We start from the raw sequence: 17,334 nt of genomic DNA, 5'->3' as shown, positions 1-17,334 counted from the left end.
CGATGCGCCAGAAGAAAGCCGCAAACCGGGATCTGCCGCCGCGGATGATCCGCCGTAGCCGCAAAAGAAAGAACGGCAGTACCTGGGTGGGCTACTACTACAACGGTCGGGATGCCGAAGGGAACCGAGTCGAAATTCCGCTCGGCGGCGACCTCGATGAAGCCAAAATCGAATGGGCACGTCTGGATCGCAAAGCCACACCCAAGCCTGCTCACCTGATGGGCAGGTTTTTCGACGACTACGAAAGAAAGGTCATCCCTGGGCTGAAACCCGGCACCCAAAAGGACTACTTGAAAGGCCTCAAACAACTACGCAACGCGTTCGAATCAGCCCCTGTAGACGCGGTCACCCCACAAGTGATCGCCCAGTATCGCGACGCCAGAACAGCAAAGGTGCGCGCCAACCGCGAGATCGCCCTCCTCTCGACCATATTCACCTTTGCCCGCGAATGGGGGCTCACTGAAAAGGCAAACCCTTGCGCCCGCTTACGCAGGAATAAAGAAACACCCCGCGACTTCTACGCAGGCAAAATCGTTTGGGATGCGGTGTACACAGAGGCACCGCCCGAGCTGAAAGACGCAATGGACCTAGCCTACCTGACCGGCCAGCGCCCCGCCGATGTGCTCAAAGCATCAACTGCCGACTTGAACAACGGGTTCCTGATGGTAGGCCAGGGCAAGACTGAGAAACGCCTGCGCATCCGCCTACACGACGGCACAGACGCATCAGGACTCAGCACCTTCCTCGATGCCCTGCTCGAGCGCAAAGCCATGGCTGGCATCAGAAGTTCAAGTCTGATCACCAACCAAGCAGGCCTGCGAATGAGTTACGCCATGCTGAGAAATCGGTGGGATGAAGCCCGAGAAAAAGCAGCCGCGAAGGCTGCGGCCGAAGGTGATGCAACGCTTGCCGCCGCGATCCGCCAATTCCAATTCCGAGACATCCGACCAAAAGCTGCCAGCGAAATTGACGACATTGGTCATGCTAGTCGCCTGCTTGGCCACTCAACGCAGGAGATGACGAAAAAGGTTTATCGGCGTGTTGGTGAAATTGTACGACCCACAAAATAACTAAAGGTCGCAATGGGTCGCTACCAGTAGGTTATCCCTGAAACCACAAATCGACCCAAAGCTGCCTATGGCCAAACGCAGAAAACGGCCAAAAGTGCACGCGCCCCCGAACCTGCTTCAAGCCAAGAGCGCATGTACACCCGGTGCGGCTACTGGCCGGCATCGGATGCTTTAAAGGCCTATAGTTGCCCAAACGTGCATACCCATCTGTTAATGGCACTATTGCTTTTCAGCCTAGAATGCTCAAATGTGAGGGATCCAACATACGGCGTATGTTTTACAATGGGGGCTTAATGAAAAACGACCAATATACGGTTGAGACAGAAGAAATTTGGCGGCGACTAAATGGTCAAGTACATCCAGTGATTCTTCGGTTTTCGCATGACGAGTATCCCTATCACGGAGTAGGAACTGCATTTATTCTGGAGCATGAGGGGCAGCTATTCGTTGTATCCGCTCAGCATGTATTGGACAACCAGAATGCGAAGAGTGGCGACTTTACAATCTTGGTTCGAGACGCCGGATACTCGCTAATATTCGATCTTGAGGCAGTTTTCCAACCCAACTACGATCCGCATTTTGACCTGTTAATTAGACGCATCGCCCCGTTCCAGCACGAACTGCTAACCAAACAAGGCGTTTATTGGGTGGGAACTGAATTCACCATCGATCCTCAGTATCACCAAGACGCAACAGTTTTCTATGTGTTCGGGTACAGTGAGGATGATCGAGCATATGACTACGACGCCAAGCGTATTAGTGCTGCCCTCACTTGCTTACCTGCCAAGCTGGCCAGCCCTTCTCTAGAGGAGATGGTTACTCTTCAGCTTCTAAGTGTGTGTCCTAAATCATTACGAGGCTTCAGTGGCTCCCCAGTATTCGCGGTAATAGATGAGCAGTGGATGTTCGCTGGAATGCTTACTCTCGCTGCAGAAACGGGACTGATGAACTTAATCCCCGCCTACCGCATTGTTGGGTATCTACAACAGCTCCATGGAATGGTGCAGTCTGGCAGTGGAAACCTGAACGGAGCGTCTGAGAAAGAGTAGCTCTGTCTGTTCTGCTCATATCCTTAAATCGTGGGTGCTTACTCGCCTTGGTCTTGGCCATATCTGTAGTGAACAAACCTGTTGCGTGTCTAATCTCGGTCAAAACTCTCCAATACCCGACTTCAATAAATGGGGAGGATATATCTATAATAGGTCCACCCGCCTTTTAACTTTCAGTATCAAAACCCAGTAACACTTTCGACTTGCTTTATGCGATCTTCAAAAGATTGAGATAACTCTGACGCATGGATTAATGGCCTAATTGATCCACCCACGAATCTGTCCGCACTGAACGAACACCAATCAGTAACCCAATCTTTCCACTTGAAGTGAAGCTCCCTGAATCGAGATGCTACTAAACAATCATCATGCTCTTTCCGTTTTTTTCGAATTGCTGCAGCAAGCTTTATACGAATGTTCTTATATCTCTCCCATGCTGCGACGTTCATTTCATACTGCGTAAGAGGCTCATCCTTCCAGACCGTGGACCAAAACACGGCTTCAGTAATTTCAATTATTAGCTTTACGCTATTTACCGCGGACGCCGCTTTATCATAATCCATAAAAAATTGAGTAGCCGATTCGTGCGCTAGAACATGTCTATCGTGAAAGGCCTGATGTAAATCCAACCAAAGTCTCGACACGTCCCCTACGATTAGCTCACCCCCGGGGACATCATTTCGGGTGAAATATGGATCCTTAGCACTTTTAGATAGCTGTTTGAATTTCTGACCTAACAGAGCATCAAAGACATCTTCAAGATGGCTCAACGAGCTAAACGGCAAGCTGTAAGCTACAATCTCTCCAACACTCACACTTTGCTTATGAATCATTGGTATTATTTCAGACGCTTTTAATCTGTCACCTACAAGTGCTACACCTCGTGTGAAGTACTCGCCCCCCTTGTCCACAACCATTGCTACGCTTGACCTAAAATGCGCTTCCAATGTAGCTACAGCTGCAACAGGAAAGTGTCGGAATAGCTCCGTATTTTTAGTGTCTTTCAGAGTTTTTAATGATCGTTCCAGGTCATTAATTCTAACGGTTGCCTCATATATAGCACCATCAGCCCGTCCCACTCGCAGTCTGGATCGCACCTGTGCGACCCGCTCATCCAGCAAGAGTTTTCCTTTGCTTGCCATTATGCCCCCCGGCGGACTGCGGCTACTATGTGAGATTTATTGGGATTCTTCCAATGCGATATAATTTTCGTTAATCCTTTATGGGCGAATACACAATCTGTCGTAATTCATCAGTTCTAATGGGTTAATATTATCGAAGCCCCATTTTGGCACATAAACTGCTTGGCTTTTTAAGCCTTCAACTAAAGCGGTGAAATCCGACTTCGAACTTATGCCCAGCAAGTTGGCCATCCGATTAAAATAACTCAATGACTCCGCGCGGAGAAACATTTCAAAAGTGCCTCCATGAAACGACTTAAATACCAATGATTCTGGCCACCACTCTTGTCGGCGATTTTCCGCGAGACCTTGTAGGGACTCTGCAAGGTATAACAGAAAATCCGCCTGCATCAAATTATTGAATGACAATCCTGAATCGGTACATCTTTCTTTTAGTAAGTCAGCATGGACGGATAAGCGCCGTAGCTTGAGCCGATTATTTCGGTAGCTCAATGACTCTAGGTGATTTCTAAAGATACCATAAGAGTGCATTTTGCTTTGCCCGTAGTTATCACTCTCAGCAAAGTAGCGCTGTCTTACCAAGCACTCCGCCAAGTCATATCTTTCATGCTTGAGTAATACTCCTATGCATATCATGAAAGACTCTTGAATAACGAACTTTAAATTATCCCAATCCCATTTATGATAACTTGTTACGTTTTCCGGCTTATCCAAATACGGTATTAGTGACTCGAAAAATTTGTGTATGATAGGCCCTGCACCGGTAGAAAGGTCATACTGCGCAATGGTTGAGAAAACTTCTATAAGCTCGTTTCGCGCAGGCAAAAGTTGATTGATACTGTCGAGAACTTTTTGGTCAAACTCAGTTCCCCCCCGGCTTGGTTCTAACCTAAATCGGCTCAAGTTTCTTGAAAACAAGCTGAAATACTCAACCAACGCTCCATTGGCATGAGGCCTGGAGCTTTTTAAGGCATCAATTAAGCGCCTAAATATCACAGATGTCCCCAGCGAGACGGAAGCTTCTTCATTTAAAAACACGGGCTTCTTTCCAAGCTCTGGCTTTATGTTGAGTGGCTTGTCATATATCCAGCGCAGTAATTGCTCGAAATTACTTCCATAAAGACCGTCATCAGAAAGATCTATATATATTCGTGACTTATAGAAAACCGGTAGCTTTGCTTTTCCCTCCTGATCTCTACTTGCAATAACTGCAACAAACTTATTCTGATCTACGCTCTCATACACTTCCGCGGATATTATTTGTGTTTCCGTCCCCACGCCTCCAGATCTTTTGTTAGCCTTGTCACTATATTGCTCATCAAGCACTATTATTACTTTCTTTATGCTTTCATCCGAAACCATTTTTTCCATAAAGGCGTTGGCGTCATGACCTTCTTTTAAATCCCATTTATCTAATAATACGTCAACACCGTTTTCACGAAGCTCTGTTCCCAAGCGAAGCACCCACTTTTGGTGCTCTGGAGTCGACCAACTATATGAAATAAACAGTTTTGGTTCTGACATAAAATATCCCTGTAAAAATTGGTGTATGCCTGGTGATAAGTGGCTGATCGCAACAGGCAGCATTCCCTTGTCTTCGAGAATTAACTGACGCTACTCATTTGCCATCACGATGTCTACTGTCTGCCCCGATGACGTTTCTGTCGAAGTCGAGTTTACTGGCAGACGTTTGGTGGCACATTGCCGACGGTGAGAGTTGAGCCGTAGCTACAGCCACCTACCCTGAGCGTCAGGTATTGTCTGTAACGGCCCAAGGCTTGACGCCCGCGATTAGACACAAGTGGCTCTGATCACAGGCGCCCCATCGTTCGCAGTTGCGGAACACCTTCTGAAAATTGCGGAACACTTCACTTTCCCGAAGGCAATAAAAAACCCCGTAGATCATTGATCTACGGGGTTTTTAAGAGTGGAGGCCGAGGTCGGAATCGAACCGGCGTAGGTGGATTTGCAATCCACTGCATAACCATTTTGCTACTCGGCCTCAAACATCTGATGTCATGTAGCACAACACCAAACGCGTACAAACTTGGAATTAGATACTAGATCTAACCCCTTGAAAACATTGAGCTTTTTCAGCGGTCAGTGCTTTCGATGGCGTGAATTATGTACTGATTTCCAAGGACTGGCAACCCCTTGATTTCAAAAAAATTTTATCTGGCACTCTGACTGTTTCGACGAGGCTGCGCCCTGCTGTTCTGCCTCGCCTGGTCTGTTTAGTGCCCGCGAATGTAGTGTTCCAACTGCCGAATCAATTCCGCTTGCTCGACAATGGCTTCTTTGACCAGATCACCGATCGACAACAAACCGATCAACTCGCCGCCCTCCACTACCGGCAGATGGCGCAGATGACTGTCGGTCATGACCGTCATGCAACGCTCCACACTCTGTTGGCTGTCGGCGGTCACGACCGGGGCGCTCATGATGTCGCGCACAGGTGTACCGACTGAGGAACGGCCCTGCAAAACCACCTTGCGGGCATAGTCGCGCTCGCTGATCACGCCAACCACCTGCCCGTTTTCGATGACGGGCAGCGCGCCGACGTTTTTCTCGGACATCAGCTTCATCGCGTCCAGCACCATCTGATCAGGTGCAATGCTATGCACGTGCTGGTTTTGTACGACTTTCAGTTTCAGTAGCTGTGCGGCTGTTTTCATCAATGCCTCCGATACTGTTGGCAAACAGGTTGATATCCCTCAGGCCACGCCGACTTCGACCACGTCGCCGTTCAACCGCACTGGCCAGACACGCAGACGCTGTTGCGGGTACTCCAGGCAACTGCCGTCCTCCAGACGGAAATGCTGCTTGTAGATCGGTGAAGCAACGACCAGATCGCCCTTGATGCTGCCGATCAATCCACGGCCGATGACGTTCGCCCCGGACTGCGGATCATGGTTGTCGATGGCGTACAGGGTCTTGCCGTGTGCCGTCGGCAGGTAGAACAGCGCCACTTGCGCGCCGTCGAGCCATACGACGACGCCAGAATTGCTCACCAGGTCCTGGTGCTCGCACACCGTTTGCCAGACATCGGCGCTGGCCAGGGAATCGATGCGTTGGGTAGTGGGTGCGCTCATCATGCAATCTCCTCGGTAACCGGGATAAGGTTGAGTTCGGCGGCCATGATCGGGCGCCGCTGACCACGCTCCTGGACAAAATGAATATCCGGGTCGGGGCGTTTATCGTTGACGAAGGTACGGAATCGTTTGATTTTTTCCGGGTCCTTGAGCGCATTGGCCCACTCGCATTCGTAGCGATCGACCACCAGTTGCATCTGCGATTCGAGCTCGGCGCCAAGCCCGAGGCTGTCGTTGATGATCACGTCCTTGAGGTAATCGAGGCCGCCCTCCAGGCTTTCGCGCCACACCGAGGTTCGCTGCAGTTTGTCGGCGGTGCGGATGTAGAACATCAGGAAGCGGTCGATGTAGCGGATCAGGGTCGCATCGTCGAGGTCGGTGGCGAACAGCTCGGCATGCCGTGGGCGCATACCGCCGTTGCCGGCGATATAGAGGTTCCAGCCTTTTTCAGTGGCGATCACGCCCACGTCTTTGCTCTGGGCCTCGGCGCACTCGCGGGTGCAACCGGATACCGCGAATTTGAGCTTGTGCGGCGAGCGCAGGCCCTTGTAGCGGTCTTCGATCATCAGGGCCATTTTTACGCTGTCTTGCACGCCATAGCGGCACCAGGTACTGCCGACACAGGACTTCACCGTCCGGGTCGATTTGCCATAGGCATGCCCGGTCTCGAATCCGGCCTCGATCAGCTCGCCCCAGATATCCGGCAACTGATGCAATTGAGCACCGAACAGGTCGATCCGCTGGCCGCCGGTGATTTTGGTGTAGAGGTCATATTTTTTCGCCACCACCCCAATCGCGATCAATTTGTCCGCCGTGATTTCGCCACCGGGAATGCGCGGCACGACTGAATAGGTGCCGTTTTTCTGCATGTTGGCCATGAAGGTGTCGTTGGTGTCCTGCAACGGCACCAGCGAGGCGTCCATGATCGGCTGGTTCCAGCACGACGCGAGGATCGAGCCCACGGCCGGCTTGCAGACATCGCAACCCGTGTGGCCACGACCATGCTTGGCCAGCAGCTCTTCGAAAGTGATCACCCCTTCTACGCGCACCAGCGCATACAGCTCCTGACGCGTATAGGCGAAGTGTTCGCACAGGCTTTTATCGACACTGACGCCTCGGGCAATCAGCTCATGCTCGAAAACTTGCTTGAGCAAACCGGCGCACCCACCGCAACCGGTGCACGCTTTGGTTTGCGACTTGAGCAAACCGAGGTCAGTGCAGCCACCGTCGATGGCCGAACAAATGGAACCCTTGGTGACGTTATGGCAGGAACAGACTGTGGCCGATTCAGGCAACGCGCCCGGCCCCAGGGTCGGCGCCCCTTCGGACGACGGCAGAATCAGGCTGGCGGGTTCCGCCGGCAAGGCAATAGCGTTCTGCATGTATTGCAGCAGCGTGTCGTAATAGCTGTTATCACCGACCAATACGGCACCGAGTACGTGCTTGCCCGAAGCATCCACGACCAATCGACGGTAGCTGGCCGTGGTTTCGTCGATGAACTGATAGCTGCGCGCGCCGGGTGTGTTGCCGTGAGCGTCGCCGATGGAGCCGACATCAACACCCAGCAACTTGAGCTTGGTCGACATGTCGGCGCCCATGAACGGCTCAGCTACTTGGTCACACAAACGCGCCGCGACGCTGCGCGCCATTTGGTAGCCCGGGGCGACCAGTCCGAAAAGGCTGCCATTCCAGGACGCGCACTCGCCGATCGCGTAAATATTCGGGTCGCTGCTCAGGCATTCGTCATCAATGACCACGCCACCACGCGGACCGATGTCGAGCATGCACTGACGGGCGAGCGCATCTTGTGCGCGGATACCCGCCGAGAACACGATCAGGTCGGCCTCAAGAAATTCGTCGTTGGCGAAATTCATGCGATAGCGGTAATCCTCGCCCGCGCTGATCGATTGAGTGCCGCGCGACAGGTGCACACCGACGCCAAGCCGCTCGATCTGCGACTTCAGTGCAAGCCCACCCATTTCGTCCAACTGCACCGGCATCAAGCGCGGGGCGAACTCAACAACATGCGCTTCCAGACCCAGGCTCTTCAGGGCATTGGCGGCTTCGAGCCCCAACAGACCACCACCCACCACGACACCACGTCGCGCATTGACAGCGGCAGCACGGATCGCGTCGAGGTCTTCCAGGGTTCGATACACCAGGCGCGAATCGCCTTCAGCGCCCTCGATGGGCGGCACGAATGGATAAGACCCGGTGGCCAGGATCAATTTGTCGTAAGCAACACACCCTTGCGCGGTGATCACCTGGCGGCGGTCGCGGTCGATTTCCAGCACCGGCACACCCAGATGTAGCGTCACGCCCGGCGTCTGGTACAGCGAGGCGTCACCGAGGGCCAGCGACTCGGCATCGCGGCCGGAGAAGTACTCGGAAAGGTGCACGCGGTCGTAGGCGCGCATCGGCTCCTCGCTGAACACCTGTAGCCGGTAATGCTCAAGCGCGCCCCGCTCGATCAACTGTTCAACACAATGGTGTCCGACCATGCCATTGCCAATCACGATCAGCGTTTGCAATTTGTTCAACGCGGCAACATTGGAATTCATAAGAAGCACCCGGCTAGACGATTCAAAAAGCAAAAAAAAACGCCTGAAACCTTTCGGTTCCAGGCGTCTTTGCCTGTTCTTTTGCGGTGTTGATACCAGACGTCTATGCCTGATCCACCGATGTTGCCCGCGATTCGATCGTCGTTGACCGAGGGGGCTGCCCACTCGACTGTATTCACGGTGGGCCTGCCGGGTGTGTTGCAGCGTTTGTGCCACTTTTCGCGAAAGGGGCTTCAGCCGGGCGTTTCAGGCTTATAGACGCTCAATGGGCACGGATATGCATCCGGTACTTGCCTTCGCATAGTGCAGCGACAGGTGCTACGGCTTTATAAAAGTGCACGGAGGACGTCGACATCAGCCCTTCAACCCGAAGAACCAGCCGGCAGAACCACAAAAAACGCACAAACAAAAACGCCACTCTATTGAGTGGCGTTTTTGTGAATCTTGGAGCGGGAAACGAGACTCGAACTCGCGACCCCGACCTTGGCAAGGTCGTGCTCTACCAACTGAGCTATTCCCGCGTCTTGGTGTGGCGCATTCTATAGAAATCAGAAGCCCCGTCAACCCCTTGATTCAAAAAAGTTTTATTTCTTTTCAACGTCAGTCTTCAGATGCGGCCAGGCAGCCCGCAAGTACTGGACCATCGACCACAATGTCAGGCCCGCGGATACCATCAACAAGGCATAACCGATCAAGACCCAGAAGGAAAAATCTGACGGATTGGCCAGCAGGATCACCAGCGCAAGCATCTGCGCGGCGGTTTTCCATTTACCCAGGTTCGACACCGCGACATGCGCGCGGGCGCCGAGTTCAGCCATCCATTCGCGCAAGGCCGAGACGACAATCTCACGACCGATGATCACGGCGGCCGGCAGCGTGAGCCACAGGTTGCCGTGTTCCTGCACCAACAAGACCAGCGCGACGGCGACCATCAGCTTGTCAGCCACGGGATCAAGGAACGCCCCGAACGGAGTGCTTTGTTCCAGGCGTCGAGCCAGATAACCGTCCAGCCAGTCTGTGGCGGCGGCAAATGCGAACACCGAGGCGGAAGCCACGTAGCTCCATTGGTAAGGCAGGTAGAACAGTAAAATGAAGATCGGGATGAGCAGGACGCGTAGAACGGTAATCAGATTAGGGATATTCATCGGCACAACTGGCTACGAGGTGAGTTGGCATTCTACTCGCTGTGCAGATTTGCATAAATCAACTCTGCGAGCTTTTTACTGATCCCGGGTGCTTTGGCGATCTCTTCGATGCTGGCACGAGACAGCTCCTGCAATCCACCAAAATGTTTCAATAAATCGCGACGTCTAGTTGGTCCGACACCGGCAACGCCCTCAAGCGTGGACGTGCGGCGGGTTTTCCCACGACGGGCGCGGTGCCCGGTAATGGCGAATCGGTGAGCTTCGTCACGTATTTGCTGGATCAAATGCAGCGCGGGGGAATCGCCGCGCAAGGTGAATTCGTGGGCCGCATCGTTGAGGTACAGGGTTTCGAAACCGGCCTTGCGCGTCGCCCCTTTGGCCACGCCCAACAGGATCAGGTCCGGCACCGCCAGTTCGTTGAGCACATCACGGGCCATCGACAGCTGGCCTTTACCACCGTCCACTAACAATATGTCCGGCAGCTTGCCCTCCCCGTCCTTCAGCTTGCTGAAGCGACGGGTCAAGGCCTGATGCATCGCGGCATAGTCATCACCTGCCGTCACGCCTTCGATGTTGTAGCGGCGATAGTCCGACTTGATCGGACCTTCCGGACCAAACACCACGCAAGACGCCACGGTGGCTTCACCACTGGAATGGCTGATGTCGTAGCACTCCAGACGCTGCGGCGGTTCGTCCAGCTTCAATACCTCGGCCAAGGCATCGAAACGTTCGGCGACATGCTGACGGTTAGCCAGGCGTGCGCCCAATGCCTGCTCGGCATTGGTGACCGCCAATTGCTGCCAGCGTGCTCGTGTGCCACGCACCCGATGGCTGATGGTCAGTTCGCGACCGCGCAGCGCTTCGATGGCTTCGATCAGCGTCGGGAAGTCTTCATGAACCACGTTGACGATCAATTCACTCGGCAAGTCGCGCTCGGGGCTGGTGATGAAGTATTGGCCGAGAAAGGCAGCCATGACTTCGGATACGTCTTCGTCGATACCGGTTTGCGGGAAAAAGTTCTTGCTGCCCAGTACCCGGCCGCCGCGAACGCTGATCAGGTGGACGCAAGCACCACCTGGGTTTACGAACGCCGCGATCACATCGATATCGCCGGTGCCGCCTTCCATGCTTTGCTGGTCCTGAACCCGACGCAGCAACGATATCTGGTCGCGCAACTCGGCGGCCCGTTCGAACTCAAGGTTGATCGCCGCCTCTTCCATGCCCGCGGACAATTCGTCAGCCAGCGCATTGCTGCGGCCTTCAAGGAACATCACCGAGTGGCGAACGTCTTCGGCGTACACCTCAGGCTCCACCAGCCCTACGCACGGCGCCTTGCAACGTTTGATCTGGTATTGCAGGCAAGGACGCGTGCGGTTTTTGAAATAGCTGTCTTCACACTGACGGACAAAGAAGGTCTTTTGCAAAAGACTCAGGCTTTCGCGAATCGCTCCAGCGCTCGGGTACGGACCAAAATACTTGCCCTTGGCTTTTTTCGCACCGCGATGGATGCTCAAGCGAGGGAACTGGCCATCCGAAAGAAAGACGTAAGGATACGATTTGTCATCGCGCAGCAGGATGTTGTACGGCGGCCGCCATTCCTTGATCAGCGTCTGCTCAAGCAGCAGGGCTTCAGTTTCATTGGCGGTGATGGTGGTTTCGACCTGGGCGATGCGCGCCACCAGCGCTGCGGTCTTGGGCGCCAGACCGGATTTTCGGAAGTAGCTCGACAGGCGATTTTTCAGGTTCTTGGCTTTGCCGACATACAACAGGCGCGCATCGCTGTCGAACATGCGATACACACCGGGACGCCCACTGACCGTCGACAGAAAGGCGCTGGGATCGAAGACTTCAGTCATTGTCAGAGGCTGGCATCGACCATGCCGTGACGAACCGCCAACAGCGTCAACTCCACGTCACTGCTGATCGAAAGCTTCTCGAAAATGCGGTAACGGTAGGTGTTGACCGTTTTGGGCGACAGGCAAAGCTTGTCGGAAATGATCTGTACCTTCTGACAGCCGACAATCATCAGCGCGATCTGGATTTCGCGCTCGGACAATGCATCAAAGGGCGAATCATTGGTCGGCTGGAAAGATTTGATCGCCAATTGCTGGGCAATTTGCGGGCTGATATAGCGTTGGCCAGCAAACACCAGGCGAATGGCCTGGACCATTTCCGGCAACCCGGCACCCTTGGTCAGATAACCTGCGGCACCGGCCTGCAACAACCGTGTAGGAAACGGATCTTCCTCACAGACGGTGACTGCGACGACTTTGATATCCGGATGACTGCGCAACAGTTTGCGCGTGGCTTCAAGACCGCCAATGCCGGGCATCTTGACGTCCATCAAGACCACATCGGGTTTCAGCTCACGCGCTTTCAGCAGGGATTCTTCCCCTGACTCAGCCTGGCCGACCACTTGCAGGCCATCGATGTCAGCCAGCATTCGTGTAATGCCTGTACGAACGAGATCATGGTCATCGACTACTAGCACCCTAATCAAGCAGACACCTCGCGAAATGGTCTTATTGGGTTGCCGGACACCTTAGCAAAAAGCAATGGGCAGACCTAGCGGCAAGCGTCATATAAAAAGTATCAATACGTCATGAAAGGCTTGTCGCCAGCGTGTTTCAGCGATGAAGTCCGCCGACATCCCGCTGCATTCTCAGGAAACACTCGTCTTGACCGACCACCTTCAGGCCTTTTCTCTCGTAAAGTTTTTTTGCCGGATTATTTTCAAAAACAGTCAAGCGCAAGGCCGGGCGTCGTTCCTCGCCTGCAATATCGAATACCTGATCGATTGCCCACGAACCTGCGCCCTGCCCCTGGAACGCTTCAAGGACCTGTAATTCACGGATGTACAAGGCCCTCGCATCGCGACTCAGGCTGACAAAACCCAGCACGGCATCATCGCGCACAATCAAGCGATTCTCACGCCCCGCCCAAGCGACATCAAACGCTTCATCCAGCCAAAGCAGATCGTACTGAATGTAATAGCGCAGCATGTTGGTGCAGGTGAGCGTACGCGCGAAGTCGAGATCCGCGGATAAGACCGCACGCCATTGGAACGCCATTCAAGCCTCCGAAACGTCTACGACACTGCCCTTCCAGCCGCCTGCATCACGGCGAGCCACCACCATCACGTTCCCGGCACTGCTCGCCGCCACGATGAGCGAACCGTCCGGCGCCCAAATTGCGCTGCGTCCGGCTGACTCCCAGCCTCCGGTCGCACCGCCATGGTTTGCCATCAGCACCGTCATTGAATGAGTGCCGGCGTAGCCTTTCAGGAGCGCCGAGTCCGGGGCATAGCCGCTTTCAGTGATCAGCACACCGGCGGCATAAAGGTCGGCACCCTGCTGCGCAGCAGCGGCAGCGTGACTGGCGTGAGAAAAATCCGCACACACCGCCAACGCGACGGTATCGCCACCAATGTTCAGCATCGATCCGCCATTGCCTGGCGCAAACGCTACTTCCTCGCCGGGGTGCAGATGCTGTTTGCTGTAAACCCCAAGCGAACCATCAGCGCCCAAAACCAGCGCACCAATCAGGACCGGCGAATCGTCCGACAGTCGAATCGGCATTCCGACGACACTGGTCACACCGACTTCGCGGGCGAAATCGCGCAATGGCTGCAGCTCTTTCGCATCAGGTACAACCGCAAGATCGGCCGCCACCCCCCGCTCATAGCCGGTCAATGACAGTTCCGGAAAGACCAGCAACTGAACGCCCTGCTCCGCGGCAACCTGCATGAAACGTTGATGCCAAACAATGTTGGCGGCGAGATCACCCGCGACGGAAATCGATTGTGCGGCGGCAATGGTCAATGGCGTCATGCTTCATCCTTGCGACGTTAGAGGGCGGGCAAAAAACCAAGTGTGTCATAAAGCGGCCCGTGCTCAAGCGATAGAAACCGCTGCCGGTGAGCGATAGCATTTTCTGATTGAAACCGCGCACCGGCCTCTAGTAAGCTCAGGCACATTCATCGGAGACAGACCATGTTCAACACCCTCTCACAGCTTGCAACGATCAGCGCCCTGCGCTCGGTGGCGGCTGCGCGAGTGAATGACGTCTGTGCTTCGGTCAGCTTTTATTTTGGGTATTGGTTTAGCCACTGGCGCGCCTGATACCCACACGGCGCCCACTTTAAACGGGTCGCCGCCAGAGTTTTCCAAACCCCCGGTCGGCCTCCCGACCGGGGGTTTTGTTTTTTCAGCCCCGAACATTTTTGCAGCACACCAGACAATTTGAGGATTCACGACATGAACTACGCCACTTATTACCGTTACGACAGTTTTTCCGCCTGGCGATTTAGCAGCCTCCGCTCGGGACAGCCTGCCGCCTCCGATCGGTCACCTACAGGTGGCAAGCACACACACGAAGCCAATCCGGCCAATTGTCGAACACCCCAGTAGGGCCGAGCGCGCGGGAACGAACCCGCCGCCAGCCCAGGAAGCCTGAATATGAACTCGTCCGTCTCTGCTCTGCCGCTGTCCACCTTGAGCCCTGCCAACGAAGCGCTGACCCTGCGTCTGCCCAGCTCGTTGCAACTCAAACAGCAATTGCCCCTCAGCAACGCCCTGACCCGGCAAGTCGCTGCCCACCGCGATGCGGTCCGCGCGATTCTCAACGGGGAAGATTCCCGTTTGCTGGTGATCGTCGGTCCTTGCTCGATTCATGACCCACAGTCCGCCCTCGAATACGCGGCCAATCTTGCCCGACTCGCCACCGATGTCAGCGATGAAATGCTGCTGGTGATGCGCGCCTACGTCGAAAAACCTCGCACCACGGTCGGCTGGAAAGGCCTGGCCTATGACCCGCATCTCGATGGCAGTGATGACATGGCCGGCGGTTTGACGCTGTCGCGTGAACTGATGCGTGAAATGCTTCGTCTCGGCTTGCCGATTGCAACCGAACTGCTGCAACCCATGGCAGTCGGCTACTTTGACGACTTGCTGAGCTGGGTGGCGATTGGTGCCCGCACCACTGAATCGCAGATCCACCGAGAAATGGCCAGCGGCCTGAGCATGCCCGTCGGGTTCAAGAACGGCACCGACGGCGGCGTGGCCGTTGCCAGCGACGCCATGCGCTCCGCTGCGCATCCGCACCGCCATTTCGGCGTCGATAGCCAGGGACATCCCGCGATCATCCAGACGCCCGGCAACCCCGACACTCACCTCGTATTGCGCGGCGGACACCATGGGCCGAACTACGATCGCGACAGCGTCACCCAGGTGAACCGCGATTTGACCCGGCTCAAGATCCCGGCGCGAATCATGGTCGATTGCAGCCATGCCAACAGCGGAAAAGACCCGGCGCGGCAACCTGCGGTGTTCAACGATGTGCTCGAGCAACGCCTGCAAGGCGACCTGTCGCTGATCGGCATGATGATCGAGAGCCATTTGTTCGAAGGCTGCCAACCCCTGAGTCCATCGCTGCGCTATGGCGTTTCGGTCACCGATGGCTGTCTTGGCTGGGAAGGCACGGAACAGTTGTTGCGCCAGGCCGCCGACCGGCTGCGGGCGCAGCGCCAGAATCAATAAACGGCTAACGCACTTTCTGTAGCAGCTGGCGAAGCCTGCGTTCGGCTGCGCAGCAGTCGTGAAATCAGACGATGCGGTGTTTCAGGTAGACCGCAAACTCAGGTTTACGACTGCTGCGCAGCCGAACGCAGGCTTCGCCAGCTGCTACAGATTGCGTTATGGCATAAACAGGGACATTGCTGACAGGTAAAGGTGTTTCCTGAGTAGGCCATCGCGGAACAACGCGTTGTTACAGATAAATAGATGTCGAAATATTCCGAACAAGACCTCAAACACATTCGAACTTTCCTACTTTTTCTATACCTTTTTCATCAGCTTACAGCGGATTCTTCATACATCGCCGAACCGTTGGGGTGCTTTAGAGTGGGCCCATCTGCTCACCTCTGAACGACTGCGAAAAAGGAATCAACATGCTACGGAACGCTACCACCCAGTACCCTATCCTGCTGGTCCATGGGCTCTTCGGCTTTGATCGGATCGGCACAAACGAACTCTTCCATAACGTCAAGCAATCCCTGCGAAGTGCGGGGGCCAGGGTGTTCATCCCTCACCTCTCGGCTACCCATAGCAACGAAGCACGTGGTGACCAACTCTTGGCACAGATCAATCGGGTCCTGGAAGGAACCGGCGCCGGCAAGGTCAACTTGATCGGCCACAGCCAAGGGGCATTGGCGGCACGCTATGCGGCGGCCATAGCCCCCCATATGATTGCTTCGGTCACCTCGGTCAGTGGACCGAACCACGGCTCGGAACTGGCCGACTTCCTGCGCAAGGCGCTGACGCCCGGGCGGCTGCCGGAACATGTCGCAGCAACGATTGCGACGCTGTTCGCCGATTTTGTGTCGTTACTCAGCGGCAACGTGCACCTGCCACAAAACGCTGTCGCTGCGCTTAATGCTCTGACCACTGAAGGCGTAGGCGCTTTCAACGACAAGTTCCCTCAAGGGTTGCCGAGGACCTGGGGCGGCAAAGGGCGCGAACTGGTCAACGGCGTGCGGTACTACTCCTGGAGCGGAACGTTGCAGGGAAACAGGCTCGATGAGGGACTGGATGCGCTCGATCCGTTGCACGGGTTCCTCCGCGCCTTTTCCCAATACTTCACGACTGAAGCGGAGCAAAATGACGGCATGGTCGGCCGCTACAGTTCACATTTGGGAAAAGTGATCCGCTCCGACTATTCCCTGGATCATTTGAGCAGCCTGGGTCACACCGCCAGTCCTGGTCGCAAAGGCATCGACCCTGCGGCATTGTATGTCCAACATGCCGAGCGCCTGAGAAACGCCGGCCTTTGAACCGTACGGAACTTTTGACAAGAAATGGAGCACTGAATCCGGTAGTCTGCGCACTTTACTGTACGCAGATTATTGAAAGGAGTATTTCCCATGGCCAAAGCCACTGCCCGTCACATCCTGGTTGCCTCGGAAGCCAAGTGCAACGAACTCAAAGCCCAAATCGAAGGCGGCGCTGATTTCGCCGAAGTCGCCAAAGCCAACTCCACCTGCCCGTCCAGCCGTCAGGGCGGCGACCTGGGTTCGTTCGGTCCAGGCCAGATGGTCAAGGAATTCGACACCGTCGTTTTCAGCGCACCAATCAATGTCGTACAAGGCCCGGTGAAAACCCAATTCGGTTATCACTTGCTGGAAGTGACCAGTCGTCAGGACTGATCGATCCGCCAGGCTTTACGTGCAACGGCCCGCCAATTGGCGGGCCGTTCTGTTTCGGATACGTTTTTAGGCTG

The 17,334-nt window shown here is 54.8% G+C and carries 16 protein-coding genes and 2 tRNA genes; 6 read left to right on the top strand and 12 right to left on the bottom strand.

Translation table 11 applies throughout. From position 1 onward, the window contains the following. Window positions 1-2 precede the first annotated feature (2 nt). Together LOY55_RS13815 and LOY55_RS13810 are read left to right on the top strand one after the other, a co-directional pair. Window positions 3-1,070, top strand: a complete 1,068-nt coding sequence (locus tag LOY55_RS13815; protein ID WP_258668067.1) for a tyrosine-type recombinase/integrase — start codon at window positions 3-5, stop codon at window positions 1,068-1,070. 293 nt (window positions 1,071-1,363) lie between these two features. Beyond that, entirely contained in the window at window positions 1,364-2,119 is a 756-nt protein-coding gene (locus LOY55_RS13810; protein WP_258668066.1) for a hypothetical protein, read from the top strand. Window positions 2,120-2,298: 179 nt separating this feature from the next. On the opposite strand, the gene LOY55_RS13805 is transcribed toward LOY55_RS13810, so the two are convergent. The 12 genes from LOY55_RS13805 to LOY55_RS13750 all read right to left on the bottom strand — a co-directional run bounded on the left by LOY55_RS13805 (window position 2,299) and on the right by LOY55_RS13750 (window position 13,889). After that, window positions 2,299-3,261: a lysozyme inhibitor LprI family protein gene (locus LOY55_RS13805; RefSeq protein WP_258668065.1), complete on the bottom strand. Its 963-nt coding sequence runs from the start codon at window positions 3,259-3,261 to the stop codon at window positions 2,299-2,301. Window positions 3,262-3,339: 78 nt separating this feature from the next. Then, entirely contained in the window at window positions 3,340-4,785 is a 1,446-nt protein-coding gene (locus tag LOY55_RS13800; RefSeq protein WP_258668064.1) for a toll/interleukin-1 receptor domain-containing protein, read from the bottom strand. Window positions 4,786-5,189: 404 nt separating this feature from the next. Then, window positions 5,190-5,263, bottom strand: a tRNA-Cys gene (locus tag LOY55_RS13795). Between the two features lie 232 nt (window positions 5,264-5,495). Further along, window positions 5,496-5,936, bottom strand: a complete 441-nt coding sequence (locus tag LOY55_RS13790; protein WP_258668062.1) for a CBS domain-containing protein — start codon at window positions 5,934-5,936, stop codon at window positions 5,496-5,498. A gap of 39 nt (window positions 5,937-5,975) precedes the next feature. After that, window positions 5,976-6,353: a nitrite reductase small subunit NirD gene (gene nirD / locus LOY55_RS13785; protein WP_223524783.1), complete on the bottom strand. Its 378-nt coding sequence runs from the start codon at window positions 6,351-6,353 to the stop codon at window positions 5,976-5,978. Further along, window positions 6,353-8,914, bottom strand: coding sequence for a nitrite reductase large subunit NirB (gene nirB / locus LOY55_RS13780; protein WP_258668060.1), 2,562 nt, complete (start codon window positions 8,912-8,914; stop codon window positions 6,353-6,355). The genes nirD and nirB overlap by 1 nt, the downstream gene beginning before the upstream one ends. Window positions 8,915-9,359: 445 nt before the next feature. Continuing rightward, window positions 9,360-9,435: transfer RNA gene (locus LOY55_RS13775), tRNA-Gly, on the bottom strand. 63 nt (window positions 9,436-9,498) lie between these two features. Further along, complete coding sequence (gene pgsA / locus LOY55_RS13770; RefSeq protein ID WP_046027416.1) at window positions 9,499-10,059, bottom strand: CDP-diacylglycerol--glycerol-3-phosphate 3-phosphatidyltransferase; 561 nt, start codon at window positions 10,057-10,059, stop codon at window positions 9,499-9,501. 32 nt (window positions 10,060-10,091) lie between these two features. After that, the gene (uvrC, locus tag LOY55_RS13765) at window positions 10,092-11,915 is read right to left on the bottom strand and encodes an excinuclease ABC subunit UvrC (protein ID WP_258668059.1); all 1,824 of its coding nucleotides are present in this window, start codon (window positions 11,913-11,915) and stop codon (window positions 10,092-10,094) included. Between the two features lie 2 nt (window positions 11,916-11,917). Further along, on the bottom strand, window positions 11,918-12,559 hold the full coding sequence (gene uvrY / locus LOY55_RS13760) for a UvrY/SirA/GacA family response regulator transcription factor (protein WP_008015884.1): 642 nt from the start codon (window positions 12,557-12,559) through the stop codon (window positions 11,918-11,920). Between the two features lie 127 nt (window positions 12,560-12,686). Then, a complete protein-coding gene (locus LOY55_RS13755; RefSeq protein WP_109784725.1) occupies window positions 12,687-13,130 on the bottom strand; it encodes an N-acetyltransferase in 444 nt (147 codons plus the stop codon). Beyond that, window positions 13,131-13,889, bottom strand: coding sequence for a carbon-nitrogen hydrolase family protein (locus LOY55_RS13750; protein ID WP_109784724.1), 759 nt, complete (start codon window positions 13,887-13,889; stop codon window positions 13,131-13,133). It lies immediately after the preceding gene. A 162-nt stretch (window positions 13,890-14,051) separates the two neighbouring features. On the opposite strand from LOY55_RS13750, the gene LOY55_RS13745 reads away from it, so the two are divergent. From LOY55_RS13745 to LOY55_RS13730, 4 genes are all read left to right on the top strand, one after another. After that, window positions 14,052-14,180 carry a hypothetical protein gene (locus LOY55_RS13745; RefSeq protein ID WP_256594684.1) on the top strand — a complete coding sequence of 43 codons (129 nt, stop codon included), beginning with the start codon at window positions 14,052-14,054 and terminating at the stop codon, window positions 14,178-14,180. Between the two features lie 336 nt (window positions 14,181-14,516). Further along, window positions 14,517-15,596, top strand: coding sequence for a 3-deoxy-7-phosphoheptulonate synthase (locus tag LOY55_RS13740; protein WP_258668056.1), 1,080 nt, complete (start codon window positions 14,517-14,519; stop codon window positions 15,594-15,596). A 410-nt stretch (window positions 15,597-16,006) separates the two neighbouring features. Next, entirely contained in the window at window positions 16,007-16,888 is an 882-nt protein-coding gene (locus tag LOY55_RS13735) for a triacylglycerol lipase (RefSeq protein ID WP_109784722.1), read from the top strand. A gap of 90 nt (window positions 16,889-16,978) precedes the next feature. Next, entirely contained in the window at window positions 16,979-17,260 is a 282-nt protein-coding gene (locus LOY55_RS13730) for a peptidylprolyl isomerase (protein ID WP_008150918.1), read from the top strand. Window positions 17,261-17,334 lie beyond the last annotated feature (74 nt).

The sequence above is a fragment of the Pseudomonas sp. B21-040 genome (assembly GCF_024748695.1).
Lineage (GTDB): Bacteria > Pseudomonadota > Gammaproteobacteria > Pseudomonadales > Pseudomonadaceae > Aquipseudomonas.
This window is presented reverse-complemented; position numbering and strand designations above follow the sequence as displayed.

Coding starts and splice junctions, on each gene's coding strand:
- LOY55_RS13815 (WP_258668067.1), top strand. CDS start 3: ATGCGCCAGAAGAAAGCCGCAAACCGGGATCTGCCGCCGCGGATGATC.
- LOY55_RS13810 (WP_258668066.1), top strand. CDS start 1,364: ATGAAAAACGACCAATATACGGTTGAGACAGAAGAAATTTGGCGGCGA.
- LOY55_RS13805 (WP_258668065.1), bottom strand. CDS start 3,261: ATGGCAAGCAAAGGAAAACTCTTGCTGGATGAGCGGGTCGCACAGGTG.
- LOY55_RS13800 (WP_258668064.1), bottom strand. CDS start 4,785: ATGTCAGAACCAAAACTGTTTATTTCATATAGTTGGTCGACTCCAGAG.
- LOY55_RS13790 (WP_258668062.1), bottom strand. CDS start 5,936: ATGAAAACAGCCGCACAGCTACTGAAACTGAAAGTCGTACAAAACCAG.
- nirD (WP_223524783.1), bottom strand. CDS start 6,353: ATGAGCGCACCCACTACCCAACGCATCGATTCCCTGGCCAGCGCCGAT.
- nirB (WP_258668060.1), bottom strand. CDS start 8,914: ATGAATTCCAATGTTGCCGCGTTGAACAAATTGCAAACGCTGATCGTG.
- pgsA (WP_046027416.1), bottom strand. CDS start 10,059: ATGAATATCCCTAATCTGATTACCGTTCTACGCGTCCTGCTCATCCCG.
- uvrC (WP_258668059.1), bottom strand. CDS start 11,915: ATGACTGAAGTCTTCGATCCCAGCGCCTTTCTGTCGACGGTCAGTGGG.
- LOY55_RS13755 (WP_109784725.1), bottom strand. CDS start 13,130: ATGGCGTTCCAATGGCGTGCGGTCTTATCCGCGGATCTCGACTTCGCG.
- LOY55_RS13750 (WP_109784724.1), bottom strand. CDS start 13,889: ATGACGCCATTGACCATTGCCGCCGCACAATCGATTTCCGTCGCGGGT.
- LOY55_RS13745 (WP_256594684.1), top strand. CDS start 14,052: ATGTTCAACACCCTCTCACAGCTTGCAACGATCAGCGCCCTGCGCTCG.
- LOY55_RS13740 (WP_258668056.1), top strand. CDS start 14,517: ATGAACTCGTCCGTCTCTGCTCTGCCGCTGTCCACCTTGAGCCCTGCC.
- LOY55_RS13735 (WP_109784722.1), top strand. CDS start 16,007: ATGCTACGGAACGCTACCACCCAGTACCCTATCCTGCTGGTCCATGGG.
- LOY55_RS13730 (WP_008150918.1), top strand. CDS start 16,979: ATGGCCAAAGCCACTGCCCGTCACATCCTGGTTGCCTCGGAAGCCAAG.